Source organism: Olsenella sp. An293 (assembly GCF_002159495.1).
Taxonomy (GTDB): domain Bacteria; phylum Actinomycetota; class Coriobacteriia; order Coriobacteriales; family Atopobiaceae; genus Thermophilibacter.
Genome location: NZ_NFIT01000010.1, coordinates 61,477 through 82,167 on the forward strand (window position 1 = coordinate 61,477; position 20,691 = coordinate 82,167).

Here is a 20,691-nt window from a genome sequence, read left to right on the forward strand (position 1 = left end):
CTTAGCCGACCGAGCGGATGAGTGCCGTGACGCGCCCGAGGATGACGGGGTTGTCGACGTAGATGGGCTCCATGGAGTCGTTCTCGGGCTGGAGGCGGATGCGGTCGCGCTCGCGGTAGAAGGTCTTGACCGTGGCGGAGTCGTCGATGAGGGCGACGACGATCTCCCCGTCGTGGGCCTCGTGCTGCTCCTTGACGACGATGTAGTCGCCGTCGAAGATGCCGGCGTTGATCATCGACTCGCCGCGGACGCGCAGGATAAACGAGCTGGCGTCACCGACGATCGAGGTCGGGAGGCTCAAGGTGTCCTCGATGTTCTGCTCGGCGAGGATGGGCACGCCGGCGGCGACGCGGCCGACGAGCGGCAGGCGGATGACGTCGTGGTCGACGTCCTGGGAGACCGTGGCGAGGGGCTCGTCGCCCTCCTCGCTCTTGCCCATGACCTCGATGGTGCGCGGCTTCTTGGAGTCGCGCTTGATGAGGCCCTGGCTCTCGAGCGCCTTGAGGTGCATGTGGACGGTGGAGGGGGAGGCGAGCCCGACGGCCGCCCCGATCTCGCGGACCGACGGCGGGTAGCCGTGCTCGTCTGAGTAGGACTTGATGAAGTCATAGATGGCGAGCTGGCGCTTGCCGAGCTTTCCTCGTGCCATGTGGGCCTCCTTCTTCCGTGAAGCCATGATACCGCAGCATGGGCCAAGTTGCAAACAGATGTTCGTTTTCTCTTGACACGAACAATTGTACCCCCATAATAGGGTACAGACGTTCTCATTGGTCAATTGTTGTCCGGTCGCCACGATATAAACGTCTCGACCACAAGAGACGAAAGGGGATATCGATGAGCGCTTGCAGCTGCTCGGCCTACGCCGCCGTTGAGGGGACCTCCGCCCTGAGCCCGTGCGAGAGCGGGCTCGTCCTGATCGAGGGCGGCCGCGCCGGACGCCTTGCCGCTCGGGCCCCGCGCCCCGCGCGCCACGCGGACGCCGGCGGCCTGACGCTCGGCCAGACGGTGCGCGCGCTGGTCTGCGGCGGCCTCGTCATCCTGGCCGTCGTGGTGGCCTCGGCGCTGGTCGACCCGGCCCGCGCCGCGGGCGTCCAGAGCGCCCTCGACGAGCTGCCCACGCGCTCCGTCATCGTCTCGAGCGGGGACTCCCTCTGGGGCATCGCCGCAGGCTGCGAGCTTGACGCCCCCACAGACGAGGTCGTCACGTGGATCCAGGAGCGCAACGGCATCGAAGGCGGCCTCGTCGTCCCCGGACAGGAGCTGATGGTCCCCGTCGCCGGGGCGCAGGGCTAGCGCCGCTCCTTTCCGTCAGGTTTCGGGACGGCGGCGAGGCTTCGAGATTTGAACATTTTGTGATACCTTCTCTTGTGCGTATTCACGAGGAGGTCTCATGCGTTGTCCCAAATGCGGGTGCGAGGAGTCAAAGGTCGTTGACTCCCGGCCCTCCGAGAACAACGACGCCATCAGGCGACGTCGCGAGTGCACGCGCTGCGGCTTCAGGTTCACCACCTACGAGCGCTGCGAGGAGCTCCCGCTCGTCGTCGTCAAGCGGGACGGGCGCAAGGAGCCCTTCGATCGCCAGAAGCTCATGCGCGGCCTTGTGACGGCCACCGTGAAAAGGGACGTGCCGCTCTCGGCGCTCTCCGCGCTCATCGACGACATCGAGTCGGAGCTGCGCGACGGCGGGGTGACCGAGGTCTCCTCGGTAGACCTTGGCGGCATGGTGCTCAAGCGCCTCGTCTCCGTCGACAAGGTGGCATACGTGAGGTTCGCGTCCGTGTATCGCGACTTCAAGGACGTTGACGAGTTCAGCGAGGAGCTGAGGAGCCTGAATGACTGAGGACCGCATCGAGCTTCCGATCAAGCGCCTCGACCCCTCCGTCGAGCTGCCCACCTATGCCTACGCCGGCGACGCCGGCCTTGACCTGCGCGCCAACGAGGACGTCGTCCTCGCCCCGCACGAGCGCCGCCTCGTCTCCACGGGGCTCGCCGTCGCCATCCCCGAGGGCTACGCCGGCTTCGTCCAGCCCAGAAGCGGGCTCGCCCTGCGCGAGGGCCTCTCGATGGCCAACACGCCCGGCCTCGTGGACGCGCACTACCGCGGCGAGCTCAAGGTGTGCGCCGTGAACCTCGACGACGAGCGACCCATCACCATCTCGCGGGGCGAGCGCATCGCCCAGCTCGTCATCCAGCGCGTGCCCGTCGTCTCGCTCATCGAGGTCGACGAGCTCGACGAGACCGACCGCGGCGCCGGCGGCTTTGGCTCGAGCGGCGTCTGACGTCTGGTTTTGCGCCCGCGGCCGCGCCGCGAGGCAAGACATAGTGTACGTACCAAACGAAAGGGATGTTTACGTATGGATTCTTTCTTCAAGGCAGGTGAGAGGGGCTCGAGCGTCGGCCAGGAGATTCGCGCTGGCCTGACGACGTTCCTCGCGATGGCGTACATCATCGCGGTGAACCCCTCGCTGCTCACGGCGGCCGGCATTCCTGCGGGCGCCGCGGTCACGTCGACCTGCATCGGCGCCGGCGTCATGACCATCCTCATGGGCCTCTTCGCCAACCGCCCGCTCGCCTGCGCCTCCGGCATGGGCGTCAACGCCGTCTTTGCCTACACCCTCGCCGGCATCGCCGGCGGTGACTGGCACGCCGCGAGCGCGGTCATCTTCATCGAGGGCGTCGCCATCCTCATCCTGGTCCTCTGCGGCCTGCGCGAGGCCATCATGGACGCCATCCCCGTGTCGCTTCGTCACGCCATCTCGGTCGGCCTCGGCCTGTTCATCGCCATGATCGGCCTCGCCGACGCCGGCATCATCGTCGCGGACGAGTCCACGATGGTCGCCCTCGGCGACGTCTTCAGCCCCACGTTCCTCGTCGGCCTGATCTCGATCGTCGTGACGATCGTCCTCTACGCCATGAACGTCAAGGGCTCGCTTCTGCTCGGCATCGTGATCGCCGTGGTCGCCGGCATCCCGCTCGGCGTCACCCAGATGCCCTCCGGCATCGTCTCCGGCCTTGACTTCACCACCTTCGGCGCCCCGTTCCTCTCCGACGAGGCGGGCGTCATGGGCATCGCCAAGGTCGTGACCAACCCCACGCTGCTCGTCTTCGCCTTCTCCCTCATGATGTCCGACTTCTTCGACACCATGGGCACCGCGATGGCCGTCGCCAAGCAGGGCGAGTTCCTCGAGTCTGACGGCCGCGTGAAGGACATCAAGCCCATCCTCATCGTCGACTCCGCCGCCGCCGCCGTGGGCGGCCTCGTCGGCGCCTCCTCGATCACGACCTTCGTCGAGTCCGCCTCCGGTGCCGCCGACGGCGGTCGCACCGGCCTCTCCTCGGTCGTCGCCGGCGTGCTCTTCATCGTCGCCGCGTTCTTCTCGCCGCTCATCTCCATCGTGAGCTCCGCGGCGACCTGCGGCGCCCTGGTCTTCGTCGGCTACCTCATGATGAGCGAGGTTCACGAGATCGACTGGTCCGACCTCCTCGAGGGTCTGCCCGCGTTTCTCATCGTCGCCGGCGTGCCCCTGACCTACTCGATCTCCAACGGCATCGGCTTTGGCTTCATCGCCTACGTCGTCGTCGCCGCCGTCACCGGCCAGCTCAAGAAGGTCAAGCCGCTCATGTGGGTCGCGGCCTTCGCCTTCCTGGTGTACTTCCTCGTCGTCTAGGTGACCAGACGAGGGCCCGGGAGATCCCGGGCCCTCTTTTTCTAAACACACTCTCTCAGGGAGGTGAGCCATGAGCGCACATGAGCGCGAGGTCATCGGCGTCGACGACCGTGTCTCGGTCGGCCGCGCCATCCCTCTGGGCATCCAGCACATGATGTCGATGTTCGGCTCGACGGTGCTCGTCCCGGTCCTCACCGGGCTCGACCCCAACGTCGCCATCATGTGCTCGGGCATCGGCACGATCTGCTACCTGCTCGTCACCGGCAACAAGATCCCGAGCTACCTCGGGAGCTCCTTTGCCTTCATCAGCCCCATCCTCGCGGTGGGCGCCACCAAGGGCCTCGACGCCGCCATGTCCGGCGTCATCGTCGCGGGCCTGGTGTTTCTCGCCGTCGCCGGCATCATCAAGCTCGTGGGCACCGGCTGGCTCGACCGGCTGCTGCCCCCGGTCCTTGTGGCCTCGGTCATGGTCGTCATCGGCGTCGGCCTCGCCGCCACCGCCGCGGACATGGCCTTCATGACCGACCTGCCCGACGGCACGACGGCCTTCTTCGGCACCGGCGCGATCGTCGCGGCGGTCACCCTCGCCGCCGCCGTGATCTTCTCCGGCATGAGCGGCATCGTCGGGACCGTCCCGGTCCTTCTCGCCATCATCGTGGGCTACCTGCTGTCGCTCGCGCTCGGGCTCGTGGACTTCGCTCCCGTGGCCGAGGCCGCCTGGGTCGGCCTGCCGCACGTCTCGATGCCGCGCTTCGACCTCGGCGCCGTGGCGCTCGTGGCCCCCGTCGCCGTGGTAGTGGTCATCGAGCACATCGGGCACCTGCTCGCCGTCGGCGAGATCGTGGGCAAGGACTACCGCGAGATGCTGCCGCGCTCGCTTGCCGGCGACGGCATCTCCACGATGATCTCCGGCTTCCTCGGCGGCCCCCCGACGACCACCTACGCCGAGAACATCGGCGTCATGAGCGTGACGCGCGTCTACTCGACCCAGATCTTCTGGTACGCGGCGGGGTTCGCCCTCGTGGTCGGCGGCTTCTGTCCCAAGCTCGCGGCCCTCATCCAGTCGATCCCGAGCCCGGTCATGGGCGGCGTGAGCCTGCTGCTCTTTGGCCTCATCGCGTCCAACGGCCTGCGCATGCTCGTCTCCAACCGCGTGGACTTTGACGTCAACCGCAACCTGATGATCGCCTCCGTCGTGATCATCCTGGGCGTGGGCATGGAGACCTCGGGCATCTCGATCCCCATCGGCGACTACACGCTGCCCGGCATGGCCACCTCGACGCTCGTGGGCATCCTCATGAACCTCGTGCTGCCGAGGCCCAAGGAGGACTCCGCGTCCTAGCGGCGCCTTCGCAAGCTCTTCCAAGGGGGCGGCGGCCAAATGCTGGTCGCCGCCTCTCATATTGATTAGGATGGGGGAGCGCGGGGTATCCCTTCAAGTAAGCCTCAGACCCGCGAAAGGGGAGCGACATGCCAGAGCTCGTATCCAAGGACCTCGTGATCGTCGGCGGCGGCCCGGCGGGACTTTCCGCCGCCATCTACGCGCGCCGCTCGCTGCTCGACGCCGTGACCCTCGAGCGCGAGGCGCTCGGCGGGCAGACCATCCTCACGAGCGAGATCGACAACTATCCCGGCGTGCCGCACACGGACGGCTTCACGCTCTCGGACGCCATGCGCGCCCAGGCCGAGGAACTCGGCGCCCACATTGTCATGGACCCGGTGAGCTCGATCGGGCTCGACGATAAGACGGGCCGCTTCGTCGTGGAGGCCGCCTCCGCCCGCTACGACGCCGCCTCGGTCATCCTCGCCGCCGGCGCCCGCCCGCGCCCGGCCGGCTTCGAGGGCGAGGAGCGCTTCGCCGGTCACGGCGTCTCGTACTGCGCCACGTGTGACGGCATGTTCTACAGGGACAAACAGGTGTTCGTAGTCGGGGGAGGGAACTCGGCCGCGGAGGAGGCGCTCTTCCTGGCCCGCATCGCGAGCAAGGTGACCCTCATCGTCCGCAAGGACCACCTGAGGGCCCAGACGGCGCTCGTCCGCGAGCTCGAGGAGAACGAGAAGGTCGAGCTCAGGCTGCTCACGAGCATCGTGTCCGTCGAGGGCGACGAGCTGCCCGGCAAGATCACGCTGCGCGACAACGCCACGGGCGCCACGTACGTCGAGCGCTTTGAGGAGGGCTCCGTGGGCATCTTCGTCCTCGTGGGCCGAATCCCGGAGACCGAGCTCGTGAGCGGGCTCGTGAAGCTCGACGGGCAGGGCTACGCGCTCACGGACGAGCGCATGGCAACGTGGACGCCGGGTCTGTTCGTCGCGGGAGACGCGCGCGCCAAGCCGCTGCGTCAGATCGTGACGGCCGCGTCGGACGGCGCCGTGGCGGCCACGAGCGCGGCGGCGTACCTCGGGCTGCCGGTGGAGGGCTAGCGCAGGCCCTTCTCGCCAGATTACGCAAAACCATGATAATATATCTTATGTAAAGTAGCGATAAGAGCGAGCTGGAGGGGTAGCGCCGCGCCGTCCCCTCCTGCTCTCTATTGCCTTGAGGCCCCCAGGGGCTTTCGCTCTGCCCGGCGCGCCCTACGTCCGCACGCGCTGCTCGGCCATGAGGCGCACCTTGAGCATCGCGTCGTCGGCCGCGCCCTCGTCCACGATCACGAGCAGCTCGTCGAGCGCCTCCACGCGCGTCTGCCCGGTCGGCACGATCTCGCCGCCCGCACGCTCGATGGTCACCACGCGCAGGCCGTCGGGCCAGGGAATCTCGCGCAGCTGGCGCCCCTCGAGCGCGCTGCCGGAACCCACGCGAACGGTCCTCAGGGTCTTGGACTCCCCCATGCCGCTCACCGCCGGGTCGTCGGTCGTGGTGCCGAGCATCGCGGCGAGCAGGTGCTCGTAGAAGGCGTCGGTGCGCGTGAGGCTCGACGTCACGTAGGCCACGATCGAGACGATGGAGGCCGAGAGCAGCGCGTCGAGCGAGCCGGTGAGCTCGAAGACGAGGATGACGGCGGTCACGGGCGCCCTCACGACGCCCGAGAAGAGCCCCGCCACCCCGAGTGCCACGAAGTTCGGGAAAAACCAGCTCGGAAGCCCCGCGAGCTGCCCGCACGCCGCGGCGAACGAGCCTCCCACGAGCGCCCCGAGGACCACCAGCGGAAAGAGCGTGCCCCCGGGCGCGCCGGACCCAAAGCAGATCGCGGTGAAGACGTACTTGCCGGCGAGCAGCGCGAGCAGCGTCCCGAGCGCGGGCGCCCCGGGCTCCAGGACGCGCTCGACGATCGCGTCTCCCCCGCACATCAGTTCGGGCCAGAGAAACGCGGCGAGGCCCGCGAGCGCAAAGGGCACCGCGAGCCGCAGCATGACGGACGCTCCCGAGGCGTCTCCGCCGCGCAGGAACGACCCGAGCCTCCCAAAGAGATCCTGGCAGCGGAACATGCCGCGGTTGTGCAGCGCCCCCAGAACTCCGCAGACCACGCCGAGAAGGGCGACGAGCGCGTAGTCGGGGTGCGGGAGGTCCTGGGCAAAGGCGAGCGCCATCACGGGCTCCACGCCGAGCACCTGTGAGACGAGCAGGTCGGAGACGATGGCCGAGCACATCACCGAGATGATGAGCGGAGCTGTGAACTCCTTGTGGATCTCCTCGAGGGCAAAGAGCACGCCGGTGAAGGGGGCATGGAAGGCCGCGGACATGCCCGCCGCGGCGCCGCAGGTCACGAGCAGCCGCTCCTCTCCCCTGCCGCGCCTGAGGGCCCGCGAGACCGCCTTGCCCGACATGCCGCCGAGCTGCACGGACGGCCCTTCTCGGCCCATCGAGAGGCCGGCGAGGGCCACGAGGGTGCCCTCGGCGAACTTGGCGGGGATGACGCGGTGCCAGGGCGCGTCCATGCGGTCGATGACCTCGGCGTCGATCTGGGGGATCCCGGAGCCCGAGGTGGCCGGCTCCCAGCGGATGAGCCTCGAGACGATGACGAGAAGGGCGGCGAGTGCCAAAAACCAGACCGCCATGAGCGGGAGGCTTCCCGACGCGGCGGCCGTGACGGCGCGGAGTAGGTCCTCCGCGCCGGAGAGCGCGATGCGATAGAGCGTGACGACGAGCCCGCCGGCAAGGCCCACGAGCGCGCCCTCCCCCACGAGGGCGACCTGCAGGCGCCTCGAGAGGCGCCGCCGGACCTCTGTGCCGGAGGACTCCCCCGCCATTCTAGTAGTAGGAGCCGCCGCCGTAGAAGCTGTAGAGCTTGCCGACGATGACGCCGGAGCTCGGGTTGGCGGCGTGCAGGTAGTTGCCGTTGCCAACGTAGATGCCCACGTGGCCGGAGTGCGGGAAGACGAGGTCGCCGACGTTGAGCTGGCTCATGTCGGTCTTCCAGTCGCCCGTGGCCTGCAGCGAGGAGATCATCGCGTGGGTGGTGCGGCCGCGCGCGTAGCCGTAGCTGTAGCAGATGAGGCCGGAGCAGTCGAAGGCGTTGGGGCCCGCGGCGCCGTAGACGTAGGGCTTGCCGAGCTGGGCATAGGCCGTCGCGAGGCCGCCGCCCGCGGGGGCGGAGGGCTCGGGGTCGGGCTCCGGCTCGGGCTCAGGTTCGGGCTCGGGGTCCGGCGTGGGCTCCGGCTCGGGCTCGGGCGTGCTGTCCGGGGTCTGCCCCTGGTTCTGGTCCTGGCCGGTGGCGTCGCCCTGGCCCTGGTCGGCCGTGGCGCCGGTGTCGGTGCCGGGCTGCTGCTGGGAGCCGCCGGCGTTTTGCTGGGCCTGGTTGTTCTCGACCGCCTCGATGGCGGTGGAGACGTTGGAGTTGGCCTCCTGCTGGGCGGCGAGCTGCGCCTGGACCTCGGCGTCGAGGGACTGGTAGATAGAGGTGGCCTCGGCGACCTGGCCCTGATAGGCGTCGACCTCGCTCTGGAGGCTCGCGACCTGCGCCTGCTGGGTCAGCTGCTTGTCCTGCAGCTCGCCCATCTCGGCCTCGAGCTGCTCGGTGAGCGTGCGGACCTCCGCGATGGCGGATGCCTGCTGCTCGGAGACCTTGTCGAGGTAGTAGACGCGGTTGGCGAGGTCCTCGGCGCTGGTGGAGCCGAGGATGAAGTCGAGAAGCGACGCCGGGCCGGACTTGTAGGTGCTCTTCATGCCCTGACCGAGCGCGGTCTGCTTTTCGGCGAGCGTGGCGCGCTTGTCGTCGATGTCCGCCTGCTTCTGCTCGATCTCGAAGTCGGTGGTCTCGAGCTGCGTGGTGGCCTCGGCGAGGCGGGTCTGGGAGTCGGCGAGCTGGGCGCCGAGGGAGTCGAGCTGCTGCTGGGCGGCGGCGAGGTCGCTCGCAGGGTCGGCGTAGGCGACGGCGGCGGGAAGGGCCGTGATGCCGGCCGCCCCGGCGAGCGCGAGCACGATGCCCGCGGTGACGGCCCTATGTCTGATCGTCATAAACGATGTCCTTTCGAAGGCGTGCTGCTTCATTTTAGGCTGTGTGTTCCTTCGACGCGAAACGTTCCATACGATGGGCAAAAATCCAAGCGCTGGGCGCGTCCCGCTAGCTCACCTTGACGAGTGAGAAGACCTCCTGCGGATAGTCCCTAGCAATGATATCGCGCGGGCCGAGGAACTCAAGCTCGAGGATGAACGAGAAGCCCTCGACCTGGGCGCCTGCCTGCTCGGCGAGGCGCGCCGCGGCGACGGCGGTGCCGCCGGTCGCCACGAGGTCGTCGACGATGAGGACGCGGTCGTCCGAGGTGAGCGCGTCGCGGTGGATCTGGAGCTCGTCGGTGCCGTACTCCAGGTCGTAGGTCTGTGAGTAGACCGCGCGCGGGAGCTTGCCCGGCTTGCGCGCCGGGACGAAGCCACAGCCCAGGCGATAGGCCACGGGCGCGCCCACGAGAAAGCCGCGCGCCTCGGCGCCCACGACCTTGGTGATGCCGCGGCCGGCGAAGTGCCCGGCCATGGCGTCGACCACGGCGGCGAGCCCCTCCGGGTCGTCGAACAGCGGCGTGATGTCCTTGAAGACGACGCCCGGCTCAGGGTAGTCGGGGATGTCGATGATGCGGCTCTCGAAGTCAAAGCTCTTGTCAGACACGTGCGGTCCCTCTTCCCGTGCTCTTGTCGCCGGGGTCTTTGCGCCCGGCGTCCCTGTCCTTGAACGGCTCCTTGACGCGGCGGGCGATGAGCTCGTCGCGAACGGTGTTGGTGAGGCCGAGCATGCGCGAGAACGCCTGGTTGAAGCGCTGGCGCGTCTCCTCGGTGTCCTGCAGCTCCACGCCGCCGCCCTTGCGGGCGAAGACGACGAGCGCCTGCTCGAACATCGCCGACTCGCGGTTGGCGGCGATGACGTACTGGCGCAGGTTCTTGGGCCCGATGCCAAAGTGGCGCAGCTCGTCGCAGACCCGGATGAGCGGGAAGTCGCGGCCGTCGACGAGGTCGCGGCCGTGGGGCGAGCGCGTGAGCTGGATGACGCCCGCCTCGGAGAGCTGGCGCACGAAGCTCACGGTTGCCCCCACGAGCTCGGGCATGCGGTCGATGGGGTGCAGCTTGCCGGCCGTCTCCTCGTCGTCGGGCGGCAGCGAGACGCTCTCCGCCAGCGGCGGGGCGCTCGCGGCGGGCTGGCCGCTCTCCATCCGGTCGAGCTCCTCCTTGATGACGGAGAGGGGCAGAAAGCGGCTCTTCTGCAGGTAGAGGATCGTCTCGAGGCGGTGTACGTCGCGCTGGGAGTAGAGGCGGTAGCCGCTCGGCGTGCGCGAGGGGCTGAGCAGGCCCTCGTCCTGCAGGTAGCGCACCTTCGAGACGGAGAGGTCGGGGTAGCGCTCCTGCAGCTTCTTGACGACCTTGCCGATGGTCAGGTATCCGGCGTCCGCCATGGCCGTCTTACGCCTCGGCGTCGATCCTGCGCGGGCGGGAGCTCGTGTGGAAGACCATGCGGAACGTGCCGATCTGGATCGTCGAGCCGTCCTTGAGGCTGGCCTTGCTCACGATGGCGCCGTCGACCCAGGTGCCGTTGAGCGAGCCGAGGTCCTCGACCGTGGCGAGGCCGAGCGCGATGTTGGAGAGGTCCATGCGCGCGTGGTGGCGCGACACGGTCATGTCGTTGAGAAAGACGCTGTTCTTGGGGTCGCGCCCGAGGGTGATCTCGGGGGTGTCGAGCTCGAAGGCCTGCCCGATCTGCGGGCCCTTGACGATGGTGAGCGTGGGATGGGAGGGCTTGAGGCCCCCCATGAGGTCGGGAACGGTCGAGTCGGCGGCGGGCATCCGGAAGATCTCGGTCGCGCCGGGGTTGGTGTTGGGCATGTCTCTCCCCTCTTCGGTCTCAGACCATTATCATAGCGCGCTTATCTGCACGCGACGCAGTCCATCTCGACGAGCGAGCCGAGCGGCAGCTCCGAGACGCCCACGACGGCGCGCGCCGGCGCCGGCGAGCCGAAGCGGCGCGCATAGACCTCGTTCATGGCGTCGAGGTCCTCGAGGCTCGCGAGGTAGACCGTGGTCTGGGCGACGTCCGCGAGGGTGCAGCCCACCTCCCCGAGGATCGACTCGATGATGTCGATGACGCGCTCGGTCTGCTCCGTGACCCCGCCCTCAACGAGCGAATGAGAGTCGTCCTGCGAGATGGGCAGCTGGCCGGAGGCAAAGACGAGCCGGCCGGCGGTGGTCCCCTGCGAGTACGGCCCGATGGCCTCGGGCGCACCCTGGGCGTTGATCGAGTACTTCATGTCAGTCCCCCTTCAGGTCGCGCCGTGGCGCCGGGCGGCAGGTCAGCGGGGCTCGAGGGCGCGGGCGCCCACGAAGTCGCCCCCGTCGCGAACGAGCCCCCAGCGCGCGAGGTCCTCCCTGCCCACGCGGCAGGGCCCGTCCTGGGCGAGGAGCTCGCCCCAGGGCGCCGAGGTGCGCGCGAGCTCGCGCAGCGCCTCATGGCCGACGGGCGACACCTCGTTGAACGAGAGCAGGCTCCGCCAGAGCAAGCGCGCCGAGGCGGGCGGCACCAGGACGAGAAACGCCGGCGCCTGCGCGGGCGAGCCGCCCGGCTCGGGCAGGCGCGCCACGAGCGCGCCGATGGCGTCGAGGTGGACGGGGGCGACGGCGCCGGCGGGCGGCAGCGGCTCGGCGCTCACGTAGTCGGACAGGACACGCTCTGCCTCGGCGCCGGCGAGCAGCAGCGCCACGAGCAGCTCGCTCGCGTCCTCGAGCTCGACGCCCTCGAAGGCGCGCCCGCCCCGCCCCTCGAGCCCGGCGAGAAACCCGAGCCAGCCCGCGAGCACCGGCCCGCGCGCGGAGGGGTCGAGAAGGACGTGCTCGGCGTCCCCGGTCCTCATGGCGAGCGGGACCGAGACGAGCCCGCCGTCCCCGGTGAGGCAGCCCTCGAAGGCGGCGTCGCCCACGCCGAGCGCCCGCCCGCTCAGGGCCGCCCGGGCGAGCTCCGCGGCGCCGGCGCCGCTCACGAGCAGGTACGCCGAGCCGGTGAGGTCGGCGAGCGCGGCGCCCTTGAGCGCGGAGGGCAGGTCCTTCTCGCCCGCGTACGAGGCGACCTCGAGCCCGCCGAGCGCGGACTCGACGAGACGGGCGCCGAGCAGGAGGTGCTCCTCGTGGAGGATGCCGGCGCGCTGCGCGCTCATCGCCGGGCCTCGCGCTCGCGGATCGCGGCGCGGCGCAGCTCGGCGCCCTCCTTGGTGTAGATGACCGCCGCGGCGGTGGAGAAGAGCACGCCGAGGTAGACGAAGAAGATGCCGAGCGCCGCGGGCTGGTCGTTGAGGCCGGGCAGCCAGGGGACGTCCACGAGCCCGAGCCCGCCCACCTGGGGAAGCCCCAGCAGCAGGTCGCAGAAGCCAAACATGAGCAGCGCCGTGGCGGTCTTGCCGACGTAGGAGACGTCGACGGGGCGGCGGCGGTAGCGCTGCAGCACCATGCTGCCCGCGGCGAGGTAGGCGTCGCGCCCGATGACGAAGACGGGGACCCACAGCGGCAGCTCGCCGACGATCAAAAGCCCGATGACGCCGGTGAACAGCAGGACGCGGTCCATGATGGGGTCCATGATCTTGCCGAGCCAGCTCACGGTCTGCGTGCGACGGGCCACCTGGCCGTCGAGGAAGTCCGTGGTCGCGGCTACGACGTAGCAGACGAGCGCAAGGGTGCGGTGCTCGCCGCCGGCAAACAGGACGAGAAAGGCGATCGTGAGGGCAAGGCGGCAGAAGGTGATGGCGTTGGCGACGGTGAGGACCTGGGTCGAGGGGTTTCCGGAGGTCCCGACGGGGACGTCGGTCTTGCCGCTGCGCTGGCGCTCGGCTGCATCCGCGTCCGCGATGGTCTTGATCTCTGACTTAAGGTGGTCGGTTCTCTCTGACATCGGTGCCTCTCGGGTTGGGGCTCTCTTCCCTCCTTCAGGGTACCCATCTTAGCGGAAAAAGATTCCCCGCCCCGTCAGGTGACGATAAGGACAGGTTGGGCCGCGCCGCCGCTACGCTTGCTCGATGAGGCGGACGCGCCGGATCCCCGGGATGGCGCAGAGCTGGGCGGCGAGGTCGCCGGCGACGTCGCCGGAGACCTCGATCAGGGTGTAGGCGTTGGCGCCGCGGCTCTTGTTGGTCATGTTCTCGATGTTGAGGCCAGAGGCGGCGATGGCGGCGGAGATCAGGCCGATGACGCCCTGGACGTTCTCGTGGAAGATGGCCACGCGCTCGTTTCCGGGCGCGAGCGCCCCGAGGTCGACCTGGCCGTAGTTGACGGAGTTCTTGATGTTGCCGTTCTCGAGGTAGTCCTTGAGCTCGTTGGCCGCCATCACGGCGCAGTTGTCCTCAGCCTCGCCCGTGGAGGCGCCGAGGTGCGGCAGGACGATGGCGTTTCTCATGTTGGCGCTCGCGGGGTTGGCGAAGTCGGTGACGTAGCGGCCCACGTGGCCGTCGTCGAGGGCCTCGGCGAGCGCCTGCTCGTCCACGAGCGCGTCGCGGGCGAAGTTGAGCAGCACGGCGCCGCGGGGCATGCGGGCGATGGCCTCGGCCGAGATCATGCCGCGGGTGGAGTCGGTGGCGGGGACGTGCAGGGTCACGAAGTCGCAGCGCGAGAGCAGCTCGCCGAGGTCGGTGACGTGCTCGATCCTGCGGTCGAGGCTCCAGGCGGCGTTGATGGAGAGGTAGGGGTCGTAGCCCATGACCTCGCAGCCGAGGTCGATGAGGGCGTTTGCCACGGCGGCGCCGATGGCGCCGAGGCCCACCACGCCCACGCGCTTGCCGGCGAGCTCGCAGCCGCCGAACTGCTTCTTGGCCTTCTCGGCGCGCTTGCCGATCTCCGGGTCGTCGCTGTTCTCGGCGACCCACGCCGCGCCGCCGATGACGTCGCGGCAGGCGAGCAGCATGCCGCAGACCACGAGCTCCTTCACCGCGTTGGAGTTGGCGCCGGGCGTGTTGAAGACCACGACGCCGGCCTCCGCGCAGCGCTCCACGGGGATGTTGTTGACGCCGGCCCCGGCACGCGCAATGGCGAGCAGGCCGTCCCCGAGCTCGAGCTCGTGGAGGTTGGCGCTGCGCACGAGCAGGGCGTCGGCGCCCTCGGGCTCGCTTACGAACTCGTATCCCTCGCCGAGGTGGTCGGTCCCGACCTTGGCGATGTTGTTGAGGCAGCAGATCTTGTACATGGCTTCCTCCCACTAAAGGGGGTTGACATTCACGTCAGGTTATATTGTCAAATGTGACATTCTCGTCAGGTTTTGTTGTCAAATGGACCATTTGACAACAAAACCTGACGAGAATGTCAACCCTTGGCGCTACGCGCGGTGTGCGAGCTCGAAGTCCTTCATGAAGGCGACGAGCGCCTCCACGCCGGCGCGCGGCATGGCGTTGTAGATCGAGGCGCGCATGCCGCCCACGGAGCGGTGCCCCTTGAGGCTCACGAGGCCGGCCTTGGCCGCCTCAGCAACGAACTCGGCGTCGAGGTCCTTGTCGCCCGTGACGAAGGGCACGTTCATGAGCGAGCGGTCGCGCCGCTCGACCGGGGACGAGAAAAGCTCGGACTCGTCGAGGAAGTCGTAGAGCACGGCCGCCTTCTCGGCGTTGCGCTCCCCCATCGCGGCGAGGCCGCCGCTCTTCTCGATCCACTCGAAGACCTTGCCGCAGACGTAGATGCCCCAGCAGTTGGGCGTGTTGTAGAGCGAGCCGGCGTCGGCCTGCGTCCTGAGGCGCAGCATCGTGGGCACGCCGGGGAGGTCCTCGGGGATGAGGTCCTCGCGCACGATCACGATCTGCACGCCCGCGGGGCCGACGTTTTTCTGCACGCCGGCGTGGATGAGGCCGTAGCGGGAGACGTCGACGGGCTCGGAGAGGAACATCGAGCTCTGGTCGGCCACAAGGACGTGGCCCTTGGCGTTGGGCAGCTCCGGGAACTTGGTGCCGTAGATGGTGTTGTTCTCGCAGATGTAGAGGTAGCTCGCGTCCTCGCGGATGGGCAGGTCGGAGCAGTCCGGGATGTAGGAGAAGTTCTTGTCGGCCGAGCTCGCCACGGCCACGGCGTCACCGAGGATCTGCGCCTCCTGGAAGGCCTTCTTGGCCCAGTTGCCGGTGATGACGTAGTCGGCCTTGCCGTTGGTGGCGAGGTTCATGAAGACCGTCGAGAAGAGCAGCGAGTCGCCGCCCTGCGTGAAGATGACCTTGTAGTTCTCGGGGATGCCCATGAGCGAGCGCAGCGTGGCCTCGGCGTCGTCGATGATCTTCTGGAAGACGGAAGATCGATGGCTCATCTCCATGACGCTCATGCCGCAGCCGGCGTAGTCGAGCATCTCGTCCGCGCACTCCCTGAGGACCTCCTCGGGAAGCACGGCGGGACCGGCGGAGAAGTTGTACACGCGTGCCATGTCGCCCTCCTGTGGGTCGGTTGTCCGTGCGAGACCATCTTATGCCGTACGCCTGGGACGCCGCGTGCCCGGCCACACGGCGTTTGCCGTGCCGAAACGCGCCCGACACACGGCATGGCAGGCTCAGGCGACAAGGGCTACGAGGCGTCGAGGTCCCGCTGCGCCAGGATGGGCATTCGGGCGGTCTCCACGTCGGGGAGCTCGCTCTTGAGGACTGCCCGGACGTTGCCGAGGGCGTGGGACGGCATGGAGAGGAGGGTCCGGGCGCGCTGCCTGATGAATCGCGTGAGCTCCTGGAGGCGGCTCTCGTCCAGAGGGTGGGCGGCGTCGTTCTCGAAGGAGAAGGCGAGAAGACCGCGGCACCACTCATGGTGACGCTCGAGCATCACGAGGGCGGCGAGGTCGTCAAAAGACTGATATGCCCCTGCCGGCCGTGTCGTTGCCCCCGCGCGGCCCCAGAGCGGCCAGTCACTCGGGAGGTCGTGCGGGAAGAGCGCGAGGTTGTGGTCGAAGAGGGGCGCCATGCCCAGGTAGGAGCCCGTTGCGTTGTCGCGGAGGAAACCGAAGTTGTTGGCGTGGCGGTCCGGGTTGAGGACGATGGCGTCAAAGACGAGCATGTCGAGATAGGGGCCGAGCGCGTCGTCCCCGAGCTCAAGCATGGTCCTTGCCGTACTCGCGAAGCCGGCGGCACCTGTTGCCGCATGAAAGGGGACGAAGCTCGTGGACTCGTCATTCATGAGCGGGCAGATGGAGGCGAGCCGCCCCTCCCACACCTCGAGTGAGTAAGGCACATGGGGCACGCCGAGCGCGTCGGCGACCTGGGCGCAGAGGAACTCGGAGTAAGGGCCCAGGTCGGGGTTGGCAGTCCCCTCGAAGATGGGGCTGCCGCTCTTGTAGAGGCGAACCTCGCCTTCGATTCTGCGCCATGCCTTGGGGTAGTTGCCGGAGGTGGTCCACTCGGAGGAGAGGCCCGCCTGATGCTGCTGGGAGGAGGTGTAGCCGGTGTAGGCGACCAGGGAAAGCGCGGCATCGAAGTCGTTCTCGTAGAGGTTGTACCGGGCCCATGAGCCCTCGAAGCCCTCGGGGACGACCCAATAGGCGTCGTTCAGGGAGAGGCCGAGACTCACGTCGATGATTCCCATGGTGTCGCCGGGGGTGAGGCCGACCTGCTGAAGGAGCCTGTCGACGAAGGCGCGGTTCTTGGGCACGACGCGCGACTCCAGCCAGGACATGACGTCCGCGCCGTCCTGCGCAATGACGAGGCGCGGGGGCATGAGGGCGCGCGTGCGGGAGTCCGCCCGCACATCCGTGACGGCGGGGGCGGCAAAGGGGGTGCTCCTCACGGTGAAGCTCATGAGGGTCCGGTCATAGAGCCTGAGCTCGTATGCCTTCTCGGAGAAGGAAGCCACGTGCCCTCCCAACGTCTTCAATCGCTCGGGGCGCCTTCGACTGCGCGTCTCTCTATACGAAAAGAGCCGACGTGCTGCCGTCGGCTCCGAAGTTACGTGGTCGGGTGGACTGGATTCGAACCAGCGACCCCTTGACCCCCAGTCAAGTGCGCTACCAAACTGCGCCACCACCCGGTCGTTGTGCGAGGAAGTACTATAGCATCCCATCGTCGAGCGTGCAAGTGAGAATGTTCGTACGAGGAAGCGTCATGCCGCTCCCTGGGTCACGCCGTTCTTCTCGCCCGTGAGCGTGACCACGCCCGTGGCGCCGTCGATGTTGCGGATGACCTCGCCCACGGCCGGCGCCGTGATGAGGCTGCCCGCCAGCGGGTTCTTGACGCTCACCACCGGCGTCGTGACCTCGGCCTGCACGTGACTGCGCTCGAAGGCGAGGTCGCAGTCGATCATCTGGCAGTTCACGAGGCGCAGGTCCTTGCAGTAGCACAGCGGCTGCGTGCCCTGGATGAGGCAGTTCTCGAAGGTGAGGCCCTCGCTGTACCAGCCGAGGTACTCGCCGCGCACGAGCGAGTTGCGCACGACGACGTTCTTCGCGTGCCAGAAGGCGTCCTTGGTGTCGAGCTCGCTGTCCTCGATCTCCACGTTCTCGACGTACTGGAACGAGTACTTGCCCTGGAAGTGCACGTCGCGCAGGGTGAGGTCGGTCGCGCGCATCAGGAAGTACTCGCTCTCGGCCGTGCACGACTCCATCCGGATGCCGCGCGTCGACCAGCCGAACTCCGGCGACACGATGTCGCAGCCGCGCATCCGCACGTCCGCGCACTCGCGCAGGGCTTTGATGCCGTGCAGGCGGCTGTCCTCGATGGTCACGCCCTCGCTGTACCAGAGCGCCGCGCGGCAGAGCTCGGTCATCTCCACGTCGCGCAGTACGAGGCTGTGGTCGTGCCAGAACGGGTAGCGCAGGTTCATGAACGCGCCCTCCACGGTGACGTTGTCGCACTCCTTGAAGGCGCTCTCGCCGTCGGCCGGCCCGTCGAAGCGGCAGTTTCTCACGACGACGTCGCGCACGCCGTAGAGCGCGCGCTCCTCGTCAAAGGTCTGGTTCTCGATGATCTTACTGTCCATGAGTTCCTCTCCTCGGGGACGCTCCCCTCTTCACTTTGAGGAAATCATATCACTTGAGACAAGTATTGGTGACGCCACGTCGACAATAACGTCATCAAAACCATACTCTCGAGGCGACTTCGAGGTTGTAGGCAGATTTTGGGAAGACCCCCGAGTATCGCTTTGGTCGCAAGGCGCTGAGCTGCGCTTCTCTTGGCGCAAAATCGCTGCTACCCAGGGGGTCTCGAAAAAACTGCCTACAACGTCAGGGTCACCGAAAGAACGGGCATCTACGCGCTGAGCGCGGCCTCCAGCTCGGCCACGGCCACGAGCGCAGATCCGTAGCACTTCTCGCAGTGCTCGAGCGCGCCGGCCTGCGTGCCGCAGAGGAAGGTCATCGTGGCGTCGGTCACCACGACGGAGGCGTAGCCGTTGAAGTAGGCGTCGGCCAGGGTGTGGAGCACGCAGATGTTGGTGTCGGCGCCCACGGCGACGACGGTGGTGACGCCCAGCTCGCGCAGGGTGAGGTCGAGGTCGGTCTGGAAGAAGCCCGAGTAGCGGCGCTTGGGGATCGTGATGTCGCCGGGGGCCCGCTCGACCTCCGGGAAGACGCGCGTCTCGCCCGCGATGCCGTGCTCGCCCCAGAGCTCGAGCTCGCGGTCGTACCCGCGGACGTGGGCGTCGTTGCAGTAGATGACGGGGACGCCGGCGGAGTGGCAGGCGGCCACGGCGCGTGCGACGGCGGAGCGGTAGGCGGCAGTTGCCGCGTCGGGGTCGTAGAGCGAGTCATCCCCCACGGCCTCGATGGCGTCGATGACGAGAAGTGCGGTGGCGTTCCTGTCGAGCTTCATGGCGTCCCCTCTCGCTTGGGTGTTAGCCTGAAGGATACAGGATTTCTCGCCCGCGAAGACCGCGGGTCGCCGGCGGCGCGGCCCCGCGCGCCGGCCCGACCGAGGGGAGACCGATGCAGCAGGGCTTCTTCGAGCGCGCCTACGACGTGGTGCGCCAGATACCGGAGGGTCGCGTCGCGAGCTACGGGCAGGTCGCGCGCATGATGGGCGCCCCTCGCTGCGCACGGCAGGTGGGGTACGCCATGCACGCGAGCCCGGGAGTCGCGGGCGGCGTGCCGTGCCACCGGGTCGTCTTCAGGGATGGGTCGCTGTGCCGCGGGTTTGCCTTCGGCGGCCCCGGCGAGCAGCGGCGCATGCTCGAGGCGGAGGGAGTGCGCTTTCTCGGGGACGGCCGCGTGGACATGGCGCGGTTCTCGTGGGAGGCCTGAGGTCGGCGCCCAGCACGGCCCGGCGCGCCGCCGCGACCCCGCCCCGCGCCGCCCACGCGCCCCGCGTGCGGCGGCTAGTACGCACAGTATCGGAAACGCCAACTGGCGACCTGCGGATATACAAAACTTAACCGGAACTGTGCGTACTACGGAGTGCACTGAGGCGAGAAGAACGCGCGGGAGGCTCGGGGCCTCGGGCGGCGGGCCCCGGCGCGGGCCCCGGGGCGGCCCGGCCCGGACCCCGCCTCCGCCCGCGACGGCCCTCCCGCACCCCGCCCGCGAGTGCCCGTCGGACCAAAGGGGTATAACTCTCCAGAGAAAAGCGAGAGGAGACCCCATGAGGTACGCACTTATCTGCAGCTCAAAGACTGGAAACACCGCCCGCCTCGCCGAGCGCGCCCGCCAGGCGCTCGCCGCCGCCGGCGCGCTCGAGGTGGCGTCGCCCGCCGAAGCCGACGTCACGCTGCTCGGCTCCTGGACCGACAGGGGCGGCCTCGACCCGTCGCTCGCCGACGCCCTGCCTAAGCTCGCGGGCGGTCGCGTCTTCGTCTTCGGCACGTGCGGCTTCGGCGGCGACCCGGCCTACTACGACCGCGTTCTCGACCGCTTCGCCTCGGCGCTTCCCGACGGCGCCGAGGTGGTCGGCCGCTACATGTGCCAGGGCCAGATGCCGCCTTCGGTCCGCGAGCGCTACGTCAGGATGGCACAGGACGACCCCGCGCGCTTCGAGCCCATGATCGAGAACTTCGACCGAGCGGTCGGCCACCCTAACGACGCCGACCTCGCGGGCCTCGTCGACGCGCTCGCCGCCGCGGGTCTCGTCTCCCCCGCGCAGACCGTCTCCCCTGCCCCGGCCGCAGAGGGAGGCAGCGATGCCGTCCGCGCGTAGGGTCGGCCGCGCGCTCGCCGGCGTCGCCGCGCCCGCGCCTTCGCCGCGCCCGCGTGATCGGCCTGCCGCGCGCCCTCATGACCTACCGGCTCGGAGCCAAGTGGCGCGCCTTCGAGGACGAGCTCGGGATGGAGGTCCTCGTCGACGCCGACGGGCACCTCATGGGCGCGTTCGGCGCGGCGCTGCTCGCCGCCGACGCCCCCGAGTCGCAGCGGCGCCCCTTCGCCTGGGACGTCGACGACTTCGAGTTCCGCACGCGCGAGGTCGTGTGCGGCCGGTGCGCCAACCACTGCGAGGTCGTGTGCGTCTACCGCGACGACGAGCTCATCGACTCCTGGGGCAACCGCTGCGACCGCGGAGCGGTGCGGCCCAGGGCGCGCGTAGCGTAGCGGGGCGGGCGGGCCGCCTCGCTGCCGGTCGGCGTCTCTGCCCGGTGCCGACCGGCGCCTCCCGCACGGTTTGGCGAGAAGAACCGTGCGGGAGGCGCGGGGCCTCTTGCGGTGCTCCGCATGCGCGCGGTTGCGACGCCATTCGACCGCCCTGTCCCCTGGCG

At 68.7% G+C, this 20,691-nt stretch carries 23 protein-coding genes and 1 tRNA gene; 9 read left to right on the plus strand and 15 right to left on the minus strand.

The window, feature by feature from the left end; all coding sequences use genetic code 11:
• Position 1: 1 nt before the first annotated feature.
• Complete coding sequence (gene lexA / locus B5F85_RS07680) at positions 2-649, minus strand: transcriptional repressor LexA (protein WP_087316015.1); 648 nt, start codon at positions 647-649, stop codon at positions 2-4.
• Between the two features lie 185 nt (positions 650-834).
• On the opposite strand from lexA, the gene B5F85_RS07685 reads away from it, so the two are divergent.
• The 6 genes from B5F85_RS07685 (at position 835) to B5F85_RS07710 (ending at position 6,089) form a co-directional block, all read left to right on the plus strand.
• Positions 835-1,293: a hypothetical protein gene (locus tag B5F85_RS07685; RefSeq protein WP_087316016.1), complete on the plus strand. Its 459-nt coding sequence runs from the start codon at positions 835-837 to the stop codon at positions 1,291-1,293.
• A gap of 97 nt (positions 1,294-1,390) precedes the next feature.
• Complete coding sequence (gene nrdR, locus B5F85_RS07690; RefSeq protein ID WP_087316018.1) at positions 1,391-1,840, plus strand: transcriptional regulator NrdR; 450 nt, start codon at positions 1,391-1,393, stop codon at positions 1,838-1,840.
• On the plus strand, positions 1,833-2,279 hold the full coding sequence (dut, locus tag B5F85_RS07695; protein WP_087316020.1) for a dUTP diphosphatase: 447 nt from the start codon (positions 1,833-1,835) through the stop codon (positions 2,277-2,279). Before nrdR ends, dut begins: the two co-directional genes overlap by 8 nt.
• 75 nt (positions 2,280-2,354) lie before the next feature.
• Positions 2,355-3,668, plus strand: coding sequence for an NCS2 family permease (locus B5F85_RS07700; RefSeq protein WP_087316021.1), 1,314 nt, complete (start codon positions 2,355-2,357; stop codon positions 3,666-3,668).
• A gap of 70 nt (positions 3,669-3,738) precedes the next feature.
• The gene (locus B5F85_RS07705) at positions 3,739-5,010 is read left to right on the plus strand and encodes a solute carrier family 23 protein (protein ID WP_087316023.1); all 1,272 of its coding nucleotides are present in this window, start codon (positions 3,739-3,741) and stop codon (positions 5,008-5,010) included.
• 128 nt (positions 5,011-5,138) lie between these two features.
• On the plus strand, positions 5,139-6,089 hold the full coding sequence (locus B5F85_RS07710) for an FAD-dependent oxidoreductase (protein ID WP_087316025.1): 951 nt from the start codon (positions 5,139-5,141) through the stop codon (positions 6,087-6,089).
• 153 nt (positions 6,090-6,242) lie between these two features.
• On the opposite strand, the gene B5F85_RS07715 is transcribed toward B5F85_RS07710, so the two are convergent.
• The 14 genes from B5F85_RS07715 to B5F85_RS07780 form a co-directional block, all read right to left on the minus strand.
• On the minus strand, positions 6,243-7,856 hold the full coding sequence (locus B5F85_RS07715; RefSeq protein WP_087316027.1) for a ClC family H(+)/Cl(-) exchange transporter: 1,614 nt from the start codon (positions 7,854-7,856) through the stop codon (positions 6,243-6,245).
• A 1-nt stretch (position 7,857) separates the two neighbouring features.
• Positions 7,858-9,063 carry a C40 family peptidase gene (locus B5F85_RS10570; protein WP_143786156.1) on the minus strand — a complete coding sequence of 402 codons (1,206 nt, stop codon included), beginning with the start codon at positions 9,061-9,063 and terminating at the stop codon, positions 7,858-7,860.
• Positions 9,064-9,169: 106 nt separating this feature from the next.
• The gene (locus B5F85_RS07725) at positions 9,170-9,709 is read right to left on the minus strand and encodes an adenine phosphoribosyltransferase (RefSeq protein ID WP_087316031.1); all 540 of its coding nucleotides are present in this window, start codon (positions 9,707-9,709) and stop codon (positions 9,170-9,172) included.
• Positions 9,702-10,487 (minus strand): MerR family transcriptional regulator, encoded by a 786-nt coding sequence (locus B5F85_RS07730; protein WP_087316033.1) that lies wholly within the window; start codon positions 10,485-10,487, stop codon positions 9,702-9,704. The genes B5F85_RS07725 and B5F85_RS07730 overlap by 8 nt, the downstream gene beginning before the upstream one ends.
• Positions 10,488-10,494: 7 nt before the next feature.
• Positions 10,495-10,914, minus strand: coding sequence for an FHA domain-containing protein (locus tag B5F85_RS07735; protein WP_087316035.1), 420 nt, complete (start codon positions 10,912-10,914; stop codon positions 10,495-10,497).
• A gap of 41 nt (positions 10,915-10,955) precedes the next feature.
• Entirely contained in the window at positions 10,956-11,336 is a 381-nt protein-coding gene (locus B5F85_RS07740; RefSeq protein WP_087316037.1) for a Rid family detoxifying hydrolase, read from the minus strand.
• Between the two features lie 42 nt (positions 11,337-11,378).
• Positions 11,379-12,236: a hypothetical protein gene (locus B5F85_RS07745; RefSeq protein ID WP_087316039.1), complete on the minus strand. Its 858-nt coding sequence runs from the start codon at positions 12,234-12,236 to the stop codon at positions 11,379-11,381.
• Positions 12,233-12,964: a CDP-alcohol phosphatidyltransferase family protein gene (locus B5F85_RS07750; protein WP_087316041.1), complete on the minus strand. Its 732-nt coding sequence runs from the start codon at positions 12,962-12,964 to the stop codon at positions 12,233-12,235. Before B5F85_RS07750 ends, B5F85_RS07745 begins: the two co-directional genes overlap by 4 nt.
• Positions 12,965-13,075: 111 nt before the next feature.
• Complete coding sequence (locus tag B5F85_RS07755; protein ID WP_087316043.1) at positions 13,076-14,248, minus strand: 3-phosphoglycerate dehydrogenase family protein; 1,173 nt, start codon at positions 14,246-14,248, stop codon at positions 13,076-13,078.
• 129 nt (positions 14,249-14,377) lie between these two features.
• Positions 14,378-15,460 (minus strand): 3-phosphoserine/phosphohydroxythreonine transaminase, encoded by a 1,083-nt coding sequence (serC, locus tag B5F85_RS07760; protein WP_087316045.1) that lies wholly within the window; start codon positions 15,458-15,460, stop codon positions 14,378-14,380.
• 137 nt (positions 15,461-15,597) lie between these two features.
• Positions 15,598-16,869, minus strand: coding sequence for a hypothetical protein (locus B5F85_RS07765; RefSeq protein WP_087316047.1), 1,272 nt, complete (start codon positions 16,867-16,869; stop codon positions 15,598-15,600).
• A 97-nt stretch (positions 16,870-16,966) separates the two neighbouring features.
• Positions 16,967-17,043, minus strand: a tRNA-Pro gene (locus B5F85_RS07770).
• Positions 17,044-17,115: 72 nt separating this feature from the next.
• Positions 17,116-17,991 carry a DUF3737 family protein gene (locus tag B5F85_RS07775; RefSeq protein WP_087316049.1) on the minus strand — a complete coding sequence of 292 codons (876 nt, stop codon included), beginning with the start codon at positions 17,989-17,991 and terminating at the stop codon, positions 17,116-17,118.
• A gap of 269 nt (positions 17,992-18,260) precedes the next feature.
• Positions 18,261-18,821, minus strand: coding sequence for an isochorismatase family cysteine hydrolase (locus B5F85_RS07780; protein WP_087316051.1), 561 nt, complete (start codon positions 18,819-18,821; stop codon positions 18,261-18,263).
• 113 nt (positions 18,822-18,934) lie between these two features.
• On the opposite strand from B5F85_RS07780, the gene B5F85_RS07785 reads away from it, so the two are divergent.
• The 3 genes from B5F85_RS07785 to B5F85_RS07795 all read left to right on the plus strand — a co-directional run bounded on the left by B5F85_RS07785 (position 18,935) and on the right by B5F85_RS07795 (position 20,527).
• Positions 18,935-19,249: an MGMT family protein gene (locus tag B5F85_RS07785; protein ID WP_087316053.1), complete on the plus strand. Its 315-nt coding sequence runs from the start codon at positions 18,935-18,937 to the stop codon at positions 19,247-19,249.
• A gap of 337 nt (positions 19,250-19,586) precedes the next feature.
• On the plus strand, positions 19,587-20,138 hold the full coding sequence (bilS, locus tag B5F85_RS07790; protein ID WP_087316055.1) for a flavodoxin family protein BilS: 552 nt from the start codon (positions 19,587-19,589) through the stop codon (positions 20,136-20,138).
• 53 nt (positions 20,139-20,191) lie between these two features.
• A complete protein-coding gene (locus B5F85_RS07795) occupies positions 20,192-20,527 on the plus strand; it encodes a hypothetical protein (RefSeq protein ID WP_239386781.1) in 336 nt (111 codons plus the stop codon).
• The last annotated feature ends 164 nt before the right edge of the window (positions 20,528-20,691 follow it).

What these genes read in the sequence shown, in the direction of transcription:
- lexA (WP_087316015.1), bottom strand. Translation starts at nt 649, where the DNA reads ATGGCACGAGGAAAGCTCGGCAAGCGCCAGCTCGCCATCTATGACTTC.
- B5F85_RS07685 (WP_087316016.1), top strand. Translation starts at nt 835, where the DNA reads ATGAGCGCTTGCAGCTGCTCGGCCTACGCCGCCGTTGAGGGGACCTCC.
- nrdR (WP_087316018.1), top strand. Translation starts at nt 1,391, where the DNA reads ATGCGTTGTCCCAAATGCGGGTGCGAGGAGTCAAAGGTCGTTGACTCC.
- dut (WP_087316020.1), top strand. Translation starts at nt 1,833, where the DNA reads ATGACTGAGGACCGCATCGAGCTTCCGATCAAGCGCCTCGACCCCTCC.
- B5F85_RS07700 (WP_087316021.1), top strand. Translation starts at nt 2,355, where the DNA reads ATGGATTCTTTCTTCAAGGCAGGTGAGAGGGGCTCGAGCGTCGGCCAG.
- B5F85_RS07705 (WP_087316023.1), top strand. Translation starts at nt 3,739, where the DNA reads ATGAGCGCACATGAGCGCGAGGTCATCGGCGTCGACGACCGTGTCTCG.
- B5F85_RS07710 (WP_087316025.1), top strand. Translation starts at nt 5,139, where the DNA reads ATGCCAGAGCTCGTATCCAAGGACCTCGTGATCGTCGGCGGCGGCCCG.
- B5F85_RS07715 (WP_087316027.1), bottom strand. Translation starts at nt 7,856, where the DNA reads ATGGCGGGGGAGTCCTCCGGCACAGAGGTCCGGCGGCGCCTCTCGAGG.
- B5F85_RS10570 (WP_143786156.1), bottom strand. Translation starts at nt 9,063, where the DNA reads ATGACGATCAGACATAGGGCCGTCACCGCGGGCATCGTGCTCGCGCTC.
- B5F85_RS07730 (WP_087316033.1), bottom strand. Translation starts at nt 10,487, where the DNA reads ATGGCGGACGCCGGATACCTGACCATCGGCAAGGTCGTCAAGAAGCTG.
- B5F85_RS07735 (WP_087316035.1), bottom strand. Translation starts at nt 10,914, where the DNA reads ATGCCCAACACCAACCCCGGCGCGACCGAGATCTTCCGGATGCCCGCC.
- B5F85_RS07740 (WP_087316037.1), bottom strand. Translation starts at nt 11,336, where the DNA reads ATGAAGTACTCGATCAACGCCCAGGGTGCGCCCGAGGCCATCGGGCCG.
- B5F85_RS07745 (WP_087316039.1), bottom strand. Translation starts at nt 12,236, where the DNA reads ATGAGCGCGCAGCGCGCCGGCATCCTCCACGAGGAGCACCTCCTGCTC.
- B5F85_RS07750 (WP_087316041.1), bottom strand. Translation starts at nt 12,964, where the DNA reads ATGTCAGAGAGAACCGACCACCTTAAGTCAGAGATCAAGACCATCGCG.
- B5F85_RS07755 (WP_087316043.1), bottom strand. Translation starts at nt 14,248, where the DNA reads ATGTACAAGATCTGCTGCCTCAACAACATCGCCAAGGTCGGGACCGAC.
- serC (WP_087316045.1), bottom strand. Translation starts at nt 15,460, where the DNA reads ATGGCACGCGTGTACAACTTCTCCGCCGGTCCCGCCGTGCTTCCCGAG.
- B5F85_RS07775 (WP_087316049.1), bottom strand. Translation starts at nt 17,991, where the DNA reads ATGGACAGTAAGATCATCGAGAACCAGACCTTTGACGAGGAGCGCGCG.
- B5F85_RS07780 (WP_087316051.1), bottom strand. Translation starts at nt 18,821, where the DNA reads ATGAAGCTCGACAGGAACGCCACCGCACTTCTCGTCATCGACGCCATC.
- B5F85_RS07785 (WP_087316053.1), top strand. Translation starts at nt 18,935, where the DNA reads ATGCAGCAGGGCTTCTTCGAGCGCGCCTACGACGTGGTGCGCCAGATA.
- bilS (WP_087316055.1), top strand. Translation starts at nt 19,587, where the DNA reads ATGAGGTACGCACTTATCTGCAGCTCAAAGACTGGAAACACCGCCCGC.